General features: G+C 72.4%; 17 protein-coding genes. 13 read left to right on the forward strand and 4 right to left on the reverse strand.

Annotation, left to right across the window (positions count from 1 at the left end):
- Window positions 1–11 precede the first annotated feature (11 nt).
- On the forward strand, window positions 12–473 hold the full coding sequence (locus NIE79_RS26920) for a GNAT family N-acetyltransferase (protein WP_238681228.1): 462 nt from the start codon (window positions 12–14) through the stop codon (window positions 471–473).
- Between the two features lie 128 nt (window positions 474–601).
- Here the strand turns inward: NIE79_RS26920 and rpmB are convergent, their stop codons facing one another.
- Window positions 602–793 carry a 50S ribosomal protein L28 gene (gene rpmB / locus NIE79_RS26925; protein ID WP_007456456.1) on the reverse strand — a complete coding sequence of 64 codons (192 nt, stop codon included), beginning with the start codon at window positions 791–793 and terminating at the stop codon, window positions 602–604.
- Between the two features lie 287 nt (window positions 794–1,080).
- On the opposite strand from rpmB, the gene NIE79_RS26930 reads away from it, so the two are divergent.
- Window positions 1,081–2,694: a DAK2 domain-containing protein gene (locus NIE79_RS26930; RefSeq protein WP_238681229.1), complete on the forward strand. Its 1,614-nt coding sequence runs from the start codon at window positions 1,081–1,083 to the stop codon at window positions 2,692–2,694.
- Window positions 2,691–4,889, forward strand: coding sequence for an ATP-dependent DNA helicase RecG (recG, locus tag NIE79_RS26935; RefSeq protein ID WP_238681230.1), 2,199 nt, complete (start codon window positions 2,691–2,693; stop codon window positions 4,887–4,889). The genes NIE79_RS26930 and recG overlap by 4 nt, the downstream gene beginning before the upstream one ends.
- Before the next feature lie 76 nt (window positions 4,890–4,965).
- On the opposite strand, the gene NIE79_RS26940 is transcribed toward recG, so the two are convergent.
- Window positions 4,966–5,928 carry an LPXTG cell wall anchor domain-containing protein gene (locus NIE79_RS26940; RefSeq protein WP_238681231.1) on the reverse strand — a complete coding sequence of 321 codons (963 nt, stop codon included), beginning with the start codon at window positions 5,926–5,928 and terminating at the stop codon, window positions 4,966–4,968.
- A gap of 395 nt (window positions 5,929–6,323) precedes the next feature.
- Here NIE79_RS26940 and rsmD point away from each other — a divergent pair, with 395 nt between their 5' ends.
- The 9 genes from rsmD (at window position 6,324) to NIE79_RS26985 (ending at window position 14,284) form a co-directional block, all read left to right on the forward strand.
- On the forward strand, window positions 6,324–6,887 hold the full coding sequence (rsmD, locus tag NIE79_RS26945; protein WP_238681232.1) for a 16S rRNA (guanine(966)-N(2))-methyltransferase RsmD: 564 nt from the start codon (window positions 6,324–6,326) through the stop codon (window positions 6,885–6,887).
- Window positions 6,884–7,366: a pantetheine-phosphate adenylyltransferase gene (gene coaD, locus NIE79_RS26950; RefSeq protein ID WP_030335289.1), complete on the forward strand. Its 483-nt coding sequence runs from the start codon at window positions 6,884–6,886 to the stop codon at window positions 7,364–7,366. The genes rsmD and coaD overlap by 4 nt, the downstream gene beginning before the upstream one ends.
- A 259-nt stretch (window positions 7,367–7,625) precedes the next feature.
- Window positions 7,626–8,123, forward strand: coding sequence for an SPFH domain-containing protein (locus NIE79_RS26955; RefSeq protein WP_030335287.1), 498 nt, complete (start codon window positions 7,626–7,628; stop codon window positions 8,121–8,123).
- 109 nt (window positions 8,124–8,232) lie between these two features.
- On the forward strand, window positions 8,233–8,796 hold the full coding sequence (locus NIE79_RS26960) for a YceD family protein (RefSeq protein ID WP_238681233.1): 564 nt from the start codon (window positions 8,233–8,235) through the stop codon (window positions 8,794–8,796).
- 5 nt (window positions 8,797–8,801) lie between these two features.
- Complete coding sequence (gene rpmF / locus NIE79_RS26965) at window positions 8,802–8,975, forward strand: 50S ribosomal protein L32 (protein ID WP_030335284.1); 174 nt, start codon at window positions 8,802–8,804, stop codon at window positions 8,973–8,975.
- 114 nt (window positions 8,976–9,089) lie between these two features.
- Window positions 9,090–10,073 carry a phosphate acyltransferase gene (locus NIE79_RS26970; protein ID WP_238681234.1) on the forward strand — a complete coding sequence of 328 codons (984 nt, stop codon included), beginning with the start codon at window positions 9,090–9,092 and terminating at the stop codon, window positions 10,071–10,073.
- On the forward strand, window positions 10,070–10,993 hold the full coding sequence (gene rnc, locus NIE79_RS26975) for a ribonuclease III (protein ID WP_238681235.1): 924 nt from the start codon (window positions 10,070–10,072) through the stop codon (window positions 10,991–10,993). Before NIE79_RS26970 ends, rnc begins: the two co-directional genes overlap by 4 nt.
- On the forward strand, window positions 10,986–11,843 hold the full coding sequence (gene mutM / locus NIE79_RS26980; protein ID WP_112582008.1) for a bifunctional DNA-formamidopyrimidine glycosylase/DNA-(apurinic or apyrimidinic site) lyase: 858 nt from the start codon (window positions 10,986–10,988) through the stop codon (window positions 11,841–11,843). Before rnc ends, mutM begins: the two co-directional genes overlap by 8 nt.
- Window positions 11,844–12,064: 221 nt before the next feature.
- Window positions 12,065–14,284 carry an MMPL family transporter gene (locus tag NIE79_RS26985; protein WP_238681236.1) on the forward strand — a complete coding sequence of 740 codons (2,220 nt, stop codon included), beginning with the start codon at window positions 12,065–12,067 and terminating at the stop codon, window positions 14,282–14,284.
- Between the two features lie 51 nt (window positions 14,285–14,335).
- Here the strand turns inward: NIE79_RS26985 and NIE79_RS26990 are convergent, their stop codons facing one another.
- Complete coding sequence (locus NIE79_RS26990; RefSeq protein WP_238681237.1) at window positions 14,336–15,178, reverse strand: endo alpha-1,4 polygalactosaminidase; 843 nt, start codon at window positions 15,176–15,178, stop codon at window positions 14,336–14,338.
- Window positions 15,179–15,294: 116 nt separating this feature from the next.
- Entirely contained in the window at window positions 15,295–16,458 is a 1,164-nt protein-coding gene (locus tag NIE79_RS26995) for a CAP domain-containing protein (RefSeq protein ID WP_238681238.1), read from the reverse strand.
- A gap of 372 nt (window positions 16,459–16,830) precedes the next feature.
- Here NIE79_RS26995 and NIE79_RS27000 point away from each other — a divergent pair, with 372 nt between their 5' ends.
- Window positions 16,831–17,025, forward strand: a complete 195-nt coding sequence (locus tag NIE79_RS27000) for a hypothetical protein (protein ID WP_030487463.1) — start codon at window positions 16,831–16,833, stop codon at window positions 17,023–17,025.
- The last annotated feature ends 181 nt before the right edge of the window (window positions 17,026–17,206 follow it).

The raw sequence follows: 17,206 nt of genomic DNA on the forward strand, positions 1-17,206 counted from the left end.
CCCTGGACACCGTGAGTGAGATCGAGATCCGGGCGGCGCGGTTCGACGCGCCGGTGGCGCAGCACCTGATCCAGGCCGCACTGGCCGACCTCGGTGCCCGCTACGGCGGCACCGGCGACGACACCCCGGTGGACGCGGCCGAGTTCGAGCCGCCCAATGGCGCGTTCCTGGTGGCCTACCTGGCCGGCGAGCCGGTCGGCTGCGGTGGCTGGCGCAGCCACGGCGCGGACACCGCGGAGCTGAAGCGGATGTACACGGCCCCGGCGGCGCGGGGGCGGGGCGTGGCCCGCGCGGTGCTGGCGGCCGTCGAGCGCTCCGCGCGCGACCAGGGCCGCAAGCGGGTGGTCCTGGAGTGCGGCGACAAGCAGCCCGAGGCGATCGCCATGTACGGCTCCGCCGGGTACGAGCGGATCCCGAACTTCGGCTTCTACAAGGACGCGGAGGGCTGCGTCTCCTTCGGTCGCACCCTCTGACCTGGGCGCCGGGCCCCGACGGGCCCGGCGCGGCCGGTGTGCGACGTTTGCCCCCGGGGGACACGACAGAGCCGGCGGACCCTCGGGGTCCGCCGGCTGAGCCGTACGAGAAGGTGGGTGCTACCGCGTCAGGCGCGGGTGACCTTGCCGGCCTTGATGCACGAGGTGCAGACCTGCAACTTCTTGGTGTTGCCGCCACCGGCCGGGGTACGCACCGACTGGATGTTCGGGTTCCAGCGGCGGTTGGTCCGCCGGTGCGAGTGGGACACGTTGTGGCCGAAGCCCGGTCCCTTGCCACAGACGTCGCACACGCTAGCCACGGGATACTCCTGGGATTGATACGTTCATGAGGTCGCCGGCAGGTGCTGCCCGGGCAACCTGGTCAGGTTACCCGATGAGTCGCCGACCCGGCCAACCGGCCCGGTCCGGCGCTCGCCCGTGCCCCGGCTTCCGCCTGGTCGTGGGCCCGTCCGCCCTGCGGTGGGCCGGCCCGGCGGCAAGGGTACCGGAGGCGTTCGTCCCCGCTGCGGCCAGCGCCGGCCCGGGCCGGCGGGGACACGCCGGACGAGTCCGACGGGTGTCGGTGCGCGCCAGTAGGCTTCTGCCCGTGCTGGACACCCTCGACGCCGCCGCGGTCCGCCGCTGGTGCGCGAGCGGGCTGGCCGCACTGAAGCGCCACCAGGGCGAGATCGACCAGCTCAACGTCTATCCGGTGCCCGACGGCGACACCGGCACCAACCTGGTGCTCACCCTCACCTCGGCGCAGCAGGCCCTCGCCATGGATCTGGACACTCTGCCCGACAGCGGGCCGACAGCGCACGGGCACGCGCTGCGGCTGATGGCCCAGGGCGCGCTGCTCGGCGCGCGGGGCAACTCCGGGGTGATCCTCTCGCAGATCCTGCGGGGTTTCGCCGATGAGGTCGCCGGGGTGTCGGCGGTGCGGGGCCGGGAGTTGGCCGCCGCGCTACGCTCCGGCACCGCCGCCGCGTACACAGCGGTCTCCCGGCCGGTCGAGGGCACAGTGCTCACGGTGGTAGCGGCGGCCGCCGCCGCAGCCGAGGGCGCGGACAGCGACGACCTCCCAGCGGTGGCGGGCGTCGCCGCCCGGGCGGCGGCCGAGGCGCTCGCCCGCACCCCGGAACAGCTGCCGGCGCTGGCCCGCGCGGGCGTGGTCGACGCCGGTGGCCGAGGGCTCTGCGTGCTGCTCGACGCCCTGGTCGAGGTGCTCACCGGGGAGCGCACGGCCCGGCCCGCGCCGGCGCCGCGCTCCGCCCGGCCGGCGGCCACCGTCGCCCGCGAGACCGGTTCCGATGAGTACGCGTACGAGGTGCAGTTCCTGCTCGACGCCCGAGCCGAGGCGGTCACCGGGCTGCGGCAGGCGCTCGACGCCCTGGGAGATTCGCTGGTCGTCGTCGGCGACGGGCGTGAGCCGGAAGGCACCTGGAACGTGCACGTGCACGTCAACGACGTGGGTGCGGCGGTCGAGGCGGGTGTCGCCGCCGGCCGCCCGTACCGGATCTCGGTGACCCGTTTCGCCGACCAGTCGGAGTCGCCCTCCGGCCCGGTGGTGGCCGGCCGGGCCGCTGTGGTGGTGGCCACCGGCGGCGGCATCGCCGACCTGTTCGCCGCTGAGGGCGCCACCGTCGTGCCGGGCAACCCGTCCACGGGCGAGTTGCTGGACGCCGTCCGCAGCACCGGCGCGGCCCGGGTGGTGGTGCTGCCCAACGACGCCAACACCGAGGCGGTGGCGAGCGCCGCCGCCCGCGAGGCCCACCGGTACGGCATCAAGGTGAGCGTGGTGCCGACCCGCTCGCCGGTGCAGGCCCTCGCAGCCCTCGCGGTCCGCGACGGTGACCGCCGTTTCGAGGACGACGTCATCGCGATGGCCGAGGCGGCCGGCGCCTGCCGTTACGCCGAGGTCTGCCATGCCAGCCGGGAGGCGCTGACGGTGGCCGGCCCGTGCCGTCCCGGTGACGTGCTGGCGCTGGTGGAGGGGGAGGTGCACCTGATTGGCACCGACCTCACCGACACCTGCGCGGCAGTTGTCGACCGGATGCTCGGTGGCGGCGGCGAGATGGTCACCCTGTTGGCCGGGGTGGACGCTCCGGCCGGGCTCACCGATGCCGTCCGCGCGCACGTCGCGCGACGCTGGCCGTTCGTCGAGGTGCACGCGTACCCGGGCGGCCAGCCGTTTTATCCGCTCCTGGTAGGGATCGAATGAGCGAACCAGCCACTGTGGACACTCCGCTGAAGAAGCTGGTCGGGGACAAGACAGCCAAGGCGCTGGCCTCGCACCTCGACCTGCGCACAGCGGGTGACCTGGTCTACCACTTTCCGCGTCGCTACGACGAGCGTGGTGAGCACACCGACATCCGCTCACTGGACGTCGGTGAGCAGGTCACAGTGCTGGCCCAGGTGCAGCGCACCGCGGTGCGCCCGATGCGTCAGCGGCGGGGCAACCTGCTGGAGGTGACCGTCGGTGACGGCTCCGGCGGGGTCCTGACGTTGACCTTCTTCGGCAACCAGGCGTGGCGCGAGCGCGAGCTGCGCCCGGGCCGGTGGGGCCTGTTCGCCGGCAAGGTCACCGAGTTCCGGGGCAAACGGCAGCTCAACGGCCCGGAGTACGTCCTGCTCGGCGAGGGTGGCGACGGCGAGGCGGCGGTCAGCGACGACATCGAGGAGTTCGCCGGGGCGCTGATCCCCGTCTACCCGGCCGCGGCGGCCGTGCCGACCTGGGTGATCGCGCGCTGCGTGCGCGTCGTACTGGACACGTTCACCCCGCCGGACGATCCACTGCCGAGCGCCGTGCGGGCCAGCCGCAAGCTGGTCGGGCTGGGCGCCGCGCTGACCGAGATCCACCGGCCGTCCAGCAAGGAGGCGCTGCACCAGGCGCGGCGGCGCCTCAAGTGGGACGAGGCATTCGCCGTCCAGGTGACCCTGGTGCAGCGCAAGCACCGGGCGGCCGACTGGCCGGCCCGGCCCCGCCCGGCGCGCCCGGGCGGGCTGCTGGAGGCGTTCGACGCCCGACTCCCGTACGAGCTGACGGCCGGTCAGCACGAGGTCGGTGTGGAGATCGCCGCGGACCTCGCCGCCCCGCACCCCATGCACCGCCTGCTCCAGGGCGAGGTCGGCTCGGGCAAGACGGTGGTGGCGCTGCGGGCGATGCTCCAGGTGGTCGACGCGGGTGGGCAGGCCGCGCTGCTGGCGCCCACCGAGGTGCTGGCCTCCCAGCACCACCGCGGCATGCTCGACCTGCTCGGGCCGCTCGGGCGGGCCGGTGAGCTGGGCTCCGCCGAGCACGCCACACGGGTCGAGCTGGTCACCGGCTCGCTGGGCGCGGCGGCCCGCCGGCGGGCGCTCGGCGAGGTGGCCAGCGGTGCCGCCGGCATCGTGCTCGGCACCCACGCCCTGCTCTACGAGGGGGTCGACTTCGCCGACCTCGGCCTGGTGGTGGTCGACGAGCAGCACCGCTTCGGCGTGGAGCAGCGCGACGCCCTGCGGGCCAAGGCCGACCAGCCGCCGCACGTGCTGGTGATGACGGCCACCCCGATCCCGCGCACTGTGGCGATGACCGTCTACGGGGACCTGGAGGTCTCCACGCTCTCCCAGTTGCCCCGGGGGCGGTCGCCGATCACCTCGCACGTGGTGCCGGCCGCCGAGAAGCCGGCCTACCTGGACCGGGCCTGGCGTCGGCTGCGCGAGGAGGTGACCGCCGGCCACCAGGCGTACGTGGTGTGCCCGCGAATTGGTGACGGCCCGACCAGCGACGAGGAACCGCCGCCCGAGGACGACAACGGCCGTCGGCCGCCGATGGCGGTGACCGAGGTGGCTCCGCTGCTGGCCGAGGGCCCGCTGCACGGCCTGCGGATCGGGGTGCTGCACGGTCGCCTGCCGGCCGACGAGAAGGACGCGGTGATGCGTTCCTTCGCGGCCGGTGACCTGGACGTGCTGGTGGCGACGACAGTGATCGAGGTCGGCGTGGACGTGCCGAACGCCACAGTGATGATCGTGCTGGACGCCGACCGGTTCGGCGTCTCCCAGTTGCACCAGTTGCGGGGCCGGGTCGGCCGGGGTGCCGCCGCCGGGCTGTGCCTGCTGGTCAGCGAGGCGGCCGAGGGTTCGTCGGCGCGGGAACGGTTGGACGCGGTGGCGTCCACTGGCGACGGTTTCAAGCTCGCCGAACTGGATCTGGAGCAACGCCGTGAGGGCGACGTGCTGGGTGCCACCCAGTCCGGGCACCGCTCGCACCTGCGGTTGCTGTCCCTGCGGCGCGACGCCGACCTGATCCGCGATGCCCGCGCCGAGGCGATCACTCTGATCGAGGACGACCCGGAGCTGGCCCGCAGCCCGGCGCTGGCCGCCTCGGTGGCCGCCCTGGTGGACGAGGACCGCGCGGAGTACCTGGAGAAGGGCTGACTTCGCAGGCCACTACATGGCTGAGGGCGCGCCGACCGGTTGGTCGACGCGCCCTCAGATGTCAGAGCGGGTTGTCTCAGGCGGTGAAGCGAACCCGACGACGACGGGCCACCACGAACAGGGCAGCACCGGCCGCGAGCAGCACCACGGCACCGGCGATGATGCCGCCGGTGGCGGCACCGGTCAGCGGCAGAGCCGGCTCGTCCTTACCGCCACCCTGACCCGGGGCGCAGTCGGCCGGCTGCTCCCAGGCGATCGGCGCGGTGTCGTCGAGGCCCTCGGCGGCCGGCGTGACGACCAGACCCTCGGTCGCGTCGAAGGAGACGGAACCGGTCTCGCCCGGCTTCACGACCAGCGTCTTCGCCTCGCCCTTGTTCGGGGTGAGGGTGAGCGTGACGGTCTCACCGTCGGCGGGGTTCTCGATCGTGAAGGTGAGCTTGTCGCAGGTCGACTCGACCGAGCCCACCGGCTCCGCCGGAGCCGGGGTGGCAGCCGGGGGCGGGGTCTGGGTCGGAGACTGGCTCGGCGACGGAGAGGCGACAGTGGGGGTCGGGGTGGGGGTCGCCGACGGAGTGGCGGTCGGCGTCGGGCTGCTCGGCGTGGGCGTGGACTCCGCCGCGCAGGTGCCCTTCGGCTCGGCGGCGACGGTCCGCTCCTCGGTCACGATCCGGTCGGAGCGCACCCACCGCGCCTCGACGGTCAGCTCGATCGTCGGCCGCTTGGTGTCGAAGCGGTGGGCCTGGGTGCCGGTGAGGACTCCCTTGCCCTTCGCCGGCAGGGTGGCGTCCTTCGTCAGGCCGCCGGTGAAGTCGGCGGCGACGGTCGACTCGAGCTTGGTGATCTTCGCTTCGATGTCTTCGCTGTTGCCGACCGTCCAGGTCACCTTGACCTGGCCGTCGGAGGTCAGGCAGTAGGTGCCGGAGGGCTCGGGGTGGTGGGCACTCGCGGGGCTCGCGAGGACGCCGACGCCGGCGAGGCCGATCAACGCGCCCGCGGCGATGGCCGCGACGCGCCGGAACGGAGACTTGGGAGGGTTCACGCCTGCTCCTGGTGAGGGGGTACGGATCGCGTGGCGGGAGGCCGGGAGACATCGTGACCGGGGAGTCACCTGCTCACCGGGGCGTCGCGCGACGCGGTGGTGTTCCCGCGGCTAAAGCGGGGACAGGGGGTGACTGTACTGATGGGTGGTTAATGAGGGGAGTTCAGATCATTGCCATCCGGCAATGTAGTCGATTCGTGATCTTTGATACACCGAAGGTGTCGGTCCGATCACTGGGGACGGTCCGCCCGCTGAGGCTCCACTGTGAATGCGGAGCCGTCGGGGCTGCTCAGGTGCTCCGCGTCGTCGCCGCCGACCAGTTCCCCGGATCCACGCCGTGCTGACCGGGTCCGCGCCGCATCGCGTAGCGTCTCGGGCATGAGCAGGAGGAAACGGTGACCCGGATCGTGGCCGGGACCCTCGGTGGCCGGCGCATCGCCGCGCCGCCCGGCGCCGGCACCCGACCCACCTCGGACCGGGTCCGGGAGGCGCTGTTCAGTGCCGTCCAGGCCGAGGTCGATCTCGATGGTGCCCGCTTCGCCGACCTGTACGCCGGCTCCGGCGCGGTCGGCCTGGAGGCGCTCTCCCGGGGTGCCCGGCACGTGTTGCTGGTCGAGTCCGACCCGCGGGCGGCCCGGGTGATCCGGGAGAACGTGGCGGCCCTCCGTGCCGGTCCGGCGGCCCGTCTGATCACCGGCAAGGTGGCGACGGTGCTGGCCGCCGGACCGGACGGCGAGCCGTACGACGTGGTCTTCGCCGACCCTCCGTACGCGGTGCCGGACGAGGAGATCACCGCACTGTTGGCCGCGTTGGTCGGCGGCGGCTGGCTGGCGCCCGACGCGTTGGTGGTGGTGGAGCGGTCCCGCCGCACCAGGGAGTTCGACTGGGTGGACGGGATCACCCCCGAGCGCAGTCGCCGTTACGGCGAGACCACCCTTTGGTACGGTCGCCGATCATGAGACGTGCGGTGTGCCCCGGTTCGTTCGACCCGGTCACCAACGGACACCTCGACATCATCGGGCGGGCCAGTCGGCTCTTCGATGAGGTGATCGTCGGTGTGCTGGTGAATCAGTCGAAGAGTGGCCTGTTCACCGTCGAGGAGCGCATCGAGATGCTCCGCGAGGTGACCTCGTCGTACGGCAACGTGCGGGTCGAGTCGTTCCGAGGGCTGCTGGTGGACTTCTGCCGGGCTCAGCAGGCCAGTGTGCTGATCAAGGGGCTGCGGGCGGTCAGCGACTTCGACTACGAGTTGCAGATGGCCCAGATGAACATCGGTCTGGCCGGCGTCGAGACGCTCTTCATGCCGACCAACCCGCTCTACTCGTTCCTCTCGTCGAGCCTGGTCAAGGATGTGGCCAAGTGGGGTGGCGACATCTCCGCCCACGTCCCCGACCCGGTCCGCGAGGCCCTCCAGGCCCGCCTGGGCCCCCGCCGCTGAACAGGCCCTGTCTCCCTCCCACCTCGCTCACCCTCGAAATCTTGCACTTGTGGCGCCCGGAATGCCCTTTCAGGGCGGTTTGGTGCGACGGAAAGTGCGAGATCGGCGCGGTGGGAGCCCGGGGTGACTATGTCGCGACTCGCCGGGTTGGGGTGAGTGGGGCGGCGGTGGGGCGGGCACGACATGATTGGTGGCGCGGGGAACGGCCGTAGCCCGCATCATGGAGGTCGGCCGACGAACGACAGGAGTGAGGTAGCCGGTGGACCCGCTCGATCGCATCGACGAACTGATCGCCATCCTGGAGCAGGCCCGCTCCGTCCCGATGTCGCGCAACAACTGCATGGTCGACCGGGGTGAGATGATCGCTGCCCTCGATGAGATGCGTGCCGATCTCCCCGCCGACCTGCGTCGCGCCGCCGCGCTCCTGGAGGAGCGCGACAAGATCATGGAAGCCGGCAAGCGCGAGGCGGACCGGATCATCAGTGAGGGTGAGGCAGAACACGCCCGCCTGGTCTCGGTGAACGAGATCACCGTGTCGGCCGAGCACGAGGGTGCCCGGATCATCGGCGAGGCCCGCGCCGAGGCGCAGCGCCTGCGTGAGGAGGTCGACGACTACGTCGACACCGCGCTGGCCAACTTCGAGCAGTTCCTCACCCGGGCGCTGGCCTCGATAGAGCGCGGCCGGGACAAGATGCACGCGCTGCGAGAGATCGGCACCTTCGCTGGGGATGAGGCGGAACGCCCGCTACCCTTCTGAGCGGCACCTCACCAGCCGACTTCTCAGGCGGGCGTCGCCCCCGGTTCGACGGTCCGGCGGTCGCCCAGGTAACCTTTTTTGTCGGCCTCTCACCGGCCGGAGTCTAACTATGCCCAAGCACTCGCCATCGACACTCAACCCCAGGGCGCCGCTGGTCCTCGACACGAGGGACCTGCCGCGTCGCCCTGGCGCGTTGCGTGAGGTCCAGCGGGTCGTGCCGGCACCGGCGGACCTCGGTGTGGAGTTGATCGGCGTGCCGGCGGGCGCGGACCTCGACCTCGATCTGAGGTTGCAGTCGGTGTCCGAGGGCGTGCTCGTCTCCGGGACCATCACCGGTCCCGTCCGGGGCGAGTGCGGCCGTTGCCTGCGCGAGATCAACGACTCGATGGGCGTGACGATCCAGGAGCTGTACGCGTACGAGGACAGCACCACGGACGCCACGACCGACGAGGACGAGGTGGGCCGGATGCAGGGCGATCTGATCGACCTGGAGCCGGCGCTGCGGGACGCGTTGGTGCTCACGCTGCCGACCAACCCGCTCTGCCGGGAGGACTGCCCAGGACTGTGCCCTGAATGCGGGGCGCACTGGGACGATCTGCCGGCCGACCACAGTCACCAGCAGATCGACCCGCGTTGGGCGGGCCTGTCGCAACTGACCGTTACAGAGGAGTAAGAACCGTGGCCGTCCCGAAGCGCAAGATGTCGCGCAGCAACACCCGGTCCCGCCGGGCGAACTGGAAGGCGACAGTGGTCGCGACCGTTGCGTGCCCGCAGTGCAAGTCCCCGAAGCTGCCGCACGCCGCCTGCTCCGTCTGCGGCACCTACAACGGCCGCCAGGTTCTCGAGGTCTGACCTGGACGCCGAGTGACGCCCCCGACCCCAGGTCGGGCGGCGCGCGCATCCTGGCATTCGCCCGGTGCTCCGGCTCCCTCCGACGCCGGCCGGCCCAATCCGGCCGGCGTTCCGGTGGAGCCGGGCGCCGCGCGGATCGCCGTTGACCTCCTCGGCGGGGACGACGCTCCCGCCGTCGTGGTTGACGGCGCTCTGCGGGCCATGCGCGCCGACCCTGACCTGCATCTGCTTCTCGTCGGTCCGACCGAGGTCGCCGACGAGCTGATTGCTGCCCTCGATCCGGCGCAACGCGCCCGGATCACGGTGCGGCCCGTCCGCGATGTCGTCGGCATGGCCGACCATCCCAGCGCCGCCCGCTCCGAGAGCACCGTCCGGGCCGCGGTCACCGCCGTCCGGGACGGGACCGCCGACGCCCTGGTCTCCGCCGGCGCCACCGGCGCCACCGTCACCGCTGCCGTGCTCGGCCTCGGCCGCTCGCCGGAGATCCGCCAACCCGCGCTGGCCGCCACCCTGCCCGCCGTGGCGGGGCCTGTCGTGTTGCTCGACGTCGGCGGCTCCCTGGAACCCCGCCCGGCCACCCTCGCCCGCCACGCCGTGCTCGGCGCCGCGTACGCGGCGGTGGCCCACTCGATCGCCGCGCCACGGGTCGGGCTGCTCTCGGTCGGCACCGAAGCCGGCAAGGGCGACCGGGTCCGCCGCGCCACCGACCCCCTGCTCGCCGTCGAACCGCTGCCCGGCGGGGCGCGCTACATCGGCCTGGTCGAGGGGTACGACGTGGCCCTCGGCGCGCGCGCCGATGTGGTCGTCACCGACGGCTTCACCGGTAACGTGCTGCTCAAGGCCATCGAGGGCGCGTACGCGATGGCCGGCGGCCCACCTGCCCAGGGCGGCGCGCCCCGCGCTGCGGCCCTGCTGGGCGTCGCGGGGACGGTGGTCGTCTGTCACGGGTCCGCCCGCGCCGACGACGTCGCCTCCGGCATAGCTCTCGCCGCCCACCTGTGGCGGCGGCGCGCCACCGATCTGGTCTCCGCGTTGCTCGACCGCGACGCCGCGACGGATCGCACCGACCGCTCCACCGACACCGAGGTACGCACATGAGCAACGACAAGCGGCGGCGGGCGTCCGTCGGTCACCTGGAATCCGCCTTCGGAGTGAGCCTGGAACCTGAGCTGCTCCAGCGCGCGTTGACCCACAGGTCGTACGCGTACGAGAACGGCGGGCTGCCGACCAACGAGCGGCTGGAGTTCCTCGGCGACTCGGTGCTCGGCGTGGTGATCACCACGGCGCTCTTCCACAATCACCCGGATCTTCCCGAGGGGCAGTTGGCCAAGCTGCGGGCCAGCGTGGTCAACATGCGGGCGCTCGCCGACGTGGCCCGCGGTCTGGGCCCGGACGGGCTCGGCGCGTACCTGCTGCTCGGCAAGGGTGAGGAGACGACCGGTGGCCGGGACAAGGCGAGCATCCTCGCCGACACGCTGGAGGCGCTGCTCGGCGCGATCTACCTCCAGTACGGCCTGGACACCACGGGGATCGTCATCCACCGGCTCTTCGACCCGCTGATGGCCGAGTCGGCCGGTCGTGGGGCAGCACTGGACTGGAAGACCAGCCTCCAGGAGCTGACGGCGGCGCTCGGGCTCGGCGTCCCGGAGTATCGGATCGAGGGCACCGGCCCGGATCACCTCAAGACGTTCACCGCCTGGGTGGTGGTGGCCGGCAACCGGTACGGCGGCGCCGAGGGGCGCAGCAAGAAGGAGGCCGAGCAGCGGGCCGCCGAGGCCGCCTGGCGGACGCTCGCCGAGCAGAACGGTCAGAACGGCGACGACGGTCAGGACGGTCGGGCCGGCGACGACCGTCAGGACCAGCCGGTCGGTCGGGACGACTCGGCCGACTCCGACGAGCCGTTCGGGCCGCTGGAGCGCGCCGAGCGGGCGGCTCAGGCCGAGCAGGCCGACCATCTGGCGCAGGCGCTGCCGGCCGGGGGCGCCGACGGCCACGAGACGGGTCGGCGGCGTGCCTGAGCTGCCCGAGGTGGAGACCGTCCGACAGGGGGTCGCCCAGTGGGTCGTCGGCCGTCGGATCGCCTCCGTCGAGGTTCGTCATCCGCGTGCGGTCCGCCGGCACGCCCCGGGCGACGTGCACTTCGCCGACGTGCTCGCCGGCCGGACGGTGCTGGACGCCCGTCGTCGCGGCAAGTACCTGTGGCTGCCACTGGACAGCGGTGACGCGATCGTCGGGCACCTCGGTATGTCGGGTCAGCTGCTGCTCCAGCCGCCCGGCACGACGGATGAGACCCACCTGCGGGTCCGGTTCAGGTTCAGCGACGACGGCCCGGAGCTGCGCTTCGTCGACCAGCGCACGTTCGGTGGGCTCTCGGTGAGCGAGGGCGGCGCCGAGCTGCCCGACGAGATCGCGCACATCGCCCGCGACCCGATGGACCCGGAGTTCTCCGACGAGGCGTTCGTCGCGGCGCTGCGCCGCCGGCACACCGAGGTGAAGCGGGCACTGCTCGACCAGACCCTGATCTCCGGGGTGGGCAACATCTACGCCGACGAGGCGCTCTGGCGCGCCAAGCTGCACGGCGGCCGACCCACCGACGCGCTGACCGGCCCGGCCGCGCAGCGCCTGCTCGGCCACGTCCGTGACGTGCTGGCCGAGGCGATCAGCGAGGGCGGCACCAGCTTCGACGCCCTCTACGTGAACGTCAACGGCGAGAGTGGCTACTTCGACCGGGCGCTCAACGCCTACGGCCGCGAGGGCGAGCCGTGCCGGCGGTGCGGCGCGCCGATCCGCCGCGAGGCGTTCATGAACCGGTCCTCGTACAGTTGCCCGCACTGTCAGCCACGGCCCCGGGGTTCCCTTCGGGGATGACCCGGAGCCGCCTCGGGGGCGATGCCGGCGGGTCGCGGCCTGTCGCTCCGGGCTGGACCCCGGTGTACGTCCGGATCGCGGGCCGACGTCGGACGAACGCACCCCCGCTCCCGGTCCGGCGGTTCCAGGGTGGCCCCGGGTCGATCCCCGATGTGACCGTCTCGTTACGCACCTAGCGTCAGCACCGTTGACAGGGGGTTGACGTGACAGGGGGACCCGAGATGGGCAGAAGACCGGTGACGGTGCGGCTGGCGCGGTGGAGCGCCGAGCACCCGTGGCGGGCGATCGCACTGTGGGCCGTGTTCGTGGCGGTGTGCTTCGTTGGCGGCAGCGCCGCCGGACTCAACGAGGCCACCAGCGGCGACCAGGCGATCGGCGAGGCGGGGCGGGCCAGCCTGATCGTCGACGCCGGTGACTTCGACGACCCGGCCGTGGACAACGTCCTCATCACCTCCCGGGGTGGCGCGTTGGACCCGGCGGCGGCGAAGGCGGCGGCCGACGACGCGGCGGCCCGGCTGCGTACTGTCGCCGGGGTGGCCGGGGTGGGCCAGCCGGTCACCGCGGGGGACGGCTCGGCGCTGCTGCTGCCGATCACCATGTCCGGTGACCCGGAGACGGCCTCCGAGCGGGTGCAGCCGTTGCGGGACGCCACCGCCACCGTGCAGGCAGCGCATCCCGGGCTGCGCGTCGAGCAGGTCGGCGGGCCGTCGATCGGTCAGGCCCTCGACGACACCCTGGGCAAGGACTTCAAGCGCGCCGAGCTGCTCAGCCTGCCGGTCACCCTGGCGATCCTGATCATCGCGTTCGGCGCGCTGATCGCGGCGAGCGTGCCGGTGCTGCTGGCACTCTCCTCGGTCGCCGCCGCGATGGGTCTGTCCACTCTCGCCTCGCACCTGGTGCCGGCCACCGACACCACGGCACCGGTGATCCTGCTGATCGGCATGGCGGTCGGCGTGGACTACTCGTTGTTCTACATCCGTCGCGAGCGGGAGGAACGCGCCAAGGGTCGGTCCGGTCTGGACGCTGTGGAGATCGCCGCGGAGACCTCCGGGCACGCAGTGGTGGTCTCCGGCTTCGCGGTGATCATCTCGATGGCCGGGCTGCTGCTCGCCGGCGACGTGGTCTTCTCGTCGCTCGCCATCGGCTCGATCCTCGTGGTGGCCGTCGCGGTGACCGGTTCACTGACCGTCCTGCCCGCCATGCTGGCCCGGCTCGGCCGTTGGGTGGACCGGCCCCGGGTGCCGCTGCTGTGGCGACTGACCGCGCCGCGTACCGGCCGGCACGGCGAGCCCCGCGCGGCCCGGCTGTGGCCGGCGGTGCTCCGGCCCGCGCTGCGCGCGCCGGTGGCGACCCTTGTCATCTCGGTCGGGCTGCTGCTGGCGCTGGCCGCGCCGGCGCTCGGCATGAAGCTGAAGTTCCCCGGCATGGAGGATCTGCCCCGCACGACTCCGGCGATGCAGGCGTACGACCGGCTCACCGCCGCCTTCCCGAGCGCCGGCACCAACCACGTGGTGGCCGTGCGGGCGCCCGCCGACCAGGCCGATCGGGTACGCGCCGCCCTCACCGGCCTGTCCACCAGGGCGGCCGGCGATCCGCTGTTCGCCCCGGCCGAGGCGGACGGCCCGAAGATCGAGGTGTCGGCCGACCGGCGGGTCTCGGTGCTGGACGTCCCCACCCCGTACGCCAGTCGGGACGACCGGTCGGTGCAGTCGTTGGAGAAGCTGCGCGGGGACCTGGTCCCGGCCGAGCTGCGCGGCATTCCCGGCATCGAGTACGCGGTGGGCGGGGGCGTGGCCGACAGCGAGGACTACGCCCAGCACGTCCGGGACAAGTTGCCGCTGGTCATGGGCTTCGTGCTGGTGCTGACCTTCCTGGTCATGACGTTCACCTTCCGATCGGTGGTGATCGCGGCAAGCTCGATCGCGCTGAACCTGCTCTCCGCCGGTGCCGCGTACGGCCTGCTGGTGCTGATCTTCCAGGGTGAGTGGGCGCAGGGGCTGCTCGGCTTCACGTCGATGGGCGCGATCGTGTCCTGGCTGCCGCTGTTCCTGTTCGTGGTGCTCTTCGGCCTCTCGATGGACTACCACGTCTTCGTGGTCAGTCGGATCCGCGAGGGAGTTCGGTCCGGCCTGCCCAACCGTGATGCCGTGGCGTACGGCATCACCTCGTCGGCCGGGGTGGTGACCAGCGCGGCCATCGTGATGGTCGGGGTCTTCTCGATCTTCGCCACGCTGAGCACCATCGACATGAAGCAGCTCGGCATCGGTCTGGCCGCGGCGATCCTGCTGGACGCCACGATCATCCGGGGAGTGGTGCTGCCGGCGTTGATGACCATGCTCGGCGACGCCAACTGGTGGGCCCCGCGCTTCCTGCGCCCCCGCCCGGCACCCGCGCCCACCGACCCGCCCGCCCCCGCCCCGGAACTGGTCCCGGTGCCCTGACCACCCAGACCAGCTGGGCCGGGCCGCGAATCGCGGCCCGGCCCAGTGGGGTCAGGGGAGGGGGCAGGGTTCTCGGGACGCGTCCAATGTGCGGTCCTTGCGGATCGACGCGAAGCCGTAGCCGACGGTGGTGACGCAGAAGTCGTCCGGCGAGCCGGTGTACTCGACGTGGAAGACCGGCTTGCCGGCGTCGCTGAACGGCAGCAGCTTGGCGCACTGGGCGAGCCGGACGCACTCCTCGTTGACCGCGAAGTCGAAGTCCGGGGCCAGCGCGGCGAGCTGCGGTACGTCGTTGACCAGCCCTGGGGAGAGGCTCAGCGAGCGGGCCAGCTCGGCCAGTCGGCGGTTGAACAGCAGTTGGTCGTCGAAGTCGAGCGCGAAGCCGGTGCGTGCCGCGTACCCGTCGGCGTCGAAGAGAGCCACCGCGCCGAAGCCCTTGCCCCGGCAGAGCCGGAAGCGGTCGGCCAGCACCGGCCGGAGCGCATCCCAACTCCGGACGTCCAGCCACCGGCTGTCGGGGCGACGCCCGGTGGCGCCTCGAACGATCTCCGGGAACCGGCTGGCGTCCGGGTCGTCGGAGCGGACCGATCCCACGTTCACCTGGCAGATCAACCGGCGGTCGCGGGAACGCAGTTCGGCGGTCTGTGCGGCGGTGGTGGCCACCGGGTCGAGCAGGAAGACCTGGGCGTCCACCGCCGGGTCGAGCGGGCCGCTGAGCTGCCACTGCCACTGCCAGTGCCGGGCCTGTGTCGCCGGCCACGCGGTGGGCGCGCCGGGCGGGGTCAGCGCGGGCCGGCAGCCGTACGCAGGCACCGCCAGCACGACAGCGACGCTGGCGGACAGGACGCGGCGCAGTGGGCGTACGGCGACGCGTCGCCGCGGCCGGATCCGCATCGGCAGCTCCCGGGTCCCGGACGGCCGGTCGCCGCCCGCACCGGTACGCGGCCCCCACGCTCCGGCCCGACGTACCTCACCGGGTCAACGAGCGCGGGGGCGGGAACGACGCGCGGTCAGCGCGGCGCCGCGAAGACCTGCGTCCAGTACGGTCCGTTGCTGTTGGCGATGCCGACGCCGATCTCGGTGAACGCGCAGTTCAGGATGTTGGCCCGGTGGCCGGAGCTGTTCATCCAGGCGTCCATCACCGCTGCCGGGTTCTTCTGGTTCCAGGCCACGTTCTCGCCGTACGTGCGCCAGGTGTAGCCGACCCGGTCCAGCCGGGTGCCGGCGTTGCTGCCGTCGCTGCCGGTGTGCGACATGTTCTGGTTGTCGGCCTGGTCCTGACTGTGCCGCTGGGCGGCCGTCATCAGCTTGTCGTCGATGCTCAGCGCCTTGCAGCCGGCCTTGGCGCGCTCGGCGTTGACCAGGTCCACCACCTCGCGGGCCTGACCGCTGACGGAGCCGCTGGAGCCGTTGGAACCGGTGGAGCTGCCGGTGTTGCTCGGCGCGGCGCTGCGCTCGACGCTGCGGCGCGACGCGGCGGTGCTCCGCGACGTCGCCGGTGTGGGCTTGACGACCTTGGTCGGCGACGGGCTCGCGGACGTCGGGCTGGGGATGGTGGACGGGGAGGGTGCGGCGAGGGTGTCCAGCGCCGGCTCCCCGGTCGGCGCGTCCGGCGTGGCGAAGGTGTCGTCGACGGCCGTCGGCTGCGCGGCTCCGTCGTCACCGCCGGGCAGGGTGAGCGCGCCGACGCCGAAGCTCACCACGAGGGTGGCGGCCGCGGCGGCGCCCCCGATCATCAGCGGCCGGCGCCAGCGGCGTGGGGAGCGGTGCCGTCCCTCGCCGGGCCGTCCGGTCTCGGCGGTGTCGCGCCAGCCGTCGGTGGTCTCCGGGTCGGTGTCGGTGTGCCAGCCGCCGGGCGCCTCGGCGCGCCGGCCGGCGGTGGTGTCCTGGGCCGGGTGGCTGTCGCCCCAGTCGCCGGTCCCGCCCTCCGGTTGGTAGGCATCCCAGGCGGCGGTGCGGGCGTCGGCCGGCTCGGCGGGGATCGCCGGGTCCGGTTGCCGGCCGCCGGAGGGCTGCTCCCGGTGCCACTCGTCGCCCGGCTGAGCGGGCTCGTCGCCGAAGAGGTAGGCCGAGCGGGGCTCCGGGCGGTCGTGCAGCCAGGCCGGCTCGTCGGTCGGCCCCTCGGCGCGCCGGGGTGCGCCGTTCGGGTCCATCGGATCGGTCCAGCCGTACACGCCTATGCCTCCAGGGGTTGGTTGCGGGCCGGGGTGACGCTACGGCGCGCCTACGACCTGCGGCAACGTGGCTAAGAAAGAGTTAAGGGGAAGTCGGACGCCAGGGTGCGGACTTCCGTAGATCCGGGCGTACAGTAAAGGTGTCCGGACAGAGAGTGTCCGTGCCTTGCGGCAGCCCCCCGACAAGTGGACAGGTCGACGTAGAGATGATCTACGGCCTGCGAGAACTTGACGAAGGAGGGGTTTGCGGCTCAATATATAGGTGTCGCCAGTCGCGCCCGGTCATGCCCAGATACAGCCTGGAATGACAGCCGCGTATGAATTGGGCGCGCGTTGGCCGGCCTTTCCGGCAGCGCATATCAAGGAGTCAGCATGGCGAAGGCCCTCTACGGCCACGTAGGTGCAGCGCCCGACCGGCGTCTGCTCGACGAGGTCACCCGACTGCGTTCCAGGGTTCAGGCACTGGAGTTCGAGATCACGCGTCTGCGTGCCGACAATGATCGGCTCGCGGCGGCTGCGGCGGAGGCGGACGATCTGCTCCGTCTGGCCGAGCCGGCGCTGACCTGATCTTCAGATCGTAAAAACTGAATCGCACCACCGCAAAAATGCGCGCCGACACCTCTGTGCCGGCGCGCAACACTGTCCGGCACCTTTTCGGCGCCGACGATTCATGATCATGCGGCCGACCGTGTGGGAACAGCGCCGCACAGTTACCGAAAAGCGCGTCGGTGGATAAGCCGATCATGAA

Source organism: Micromonospora trifolii (assembly GCF_022229005.1).
Classification (GTDB): Bacteria; Actinomycetota; Actinomycetes; order Mycobacteriales; family Micromonosporaceae; genus Micromonospora; species Micromonospora trifolii.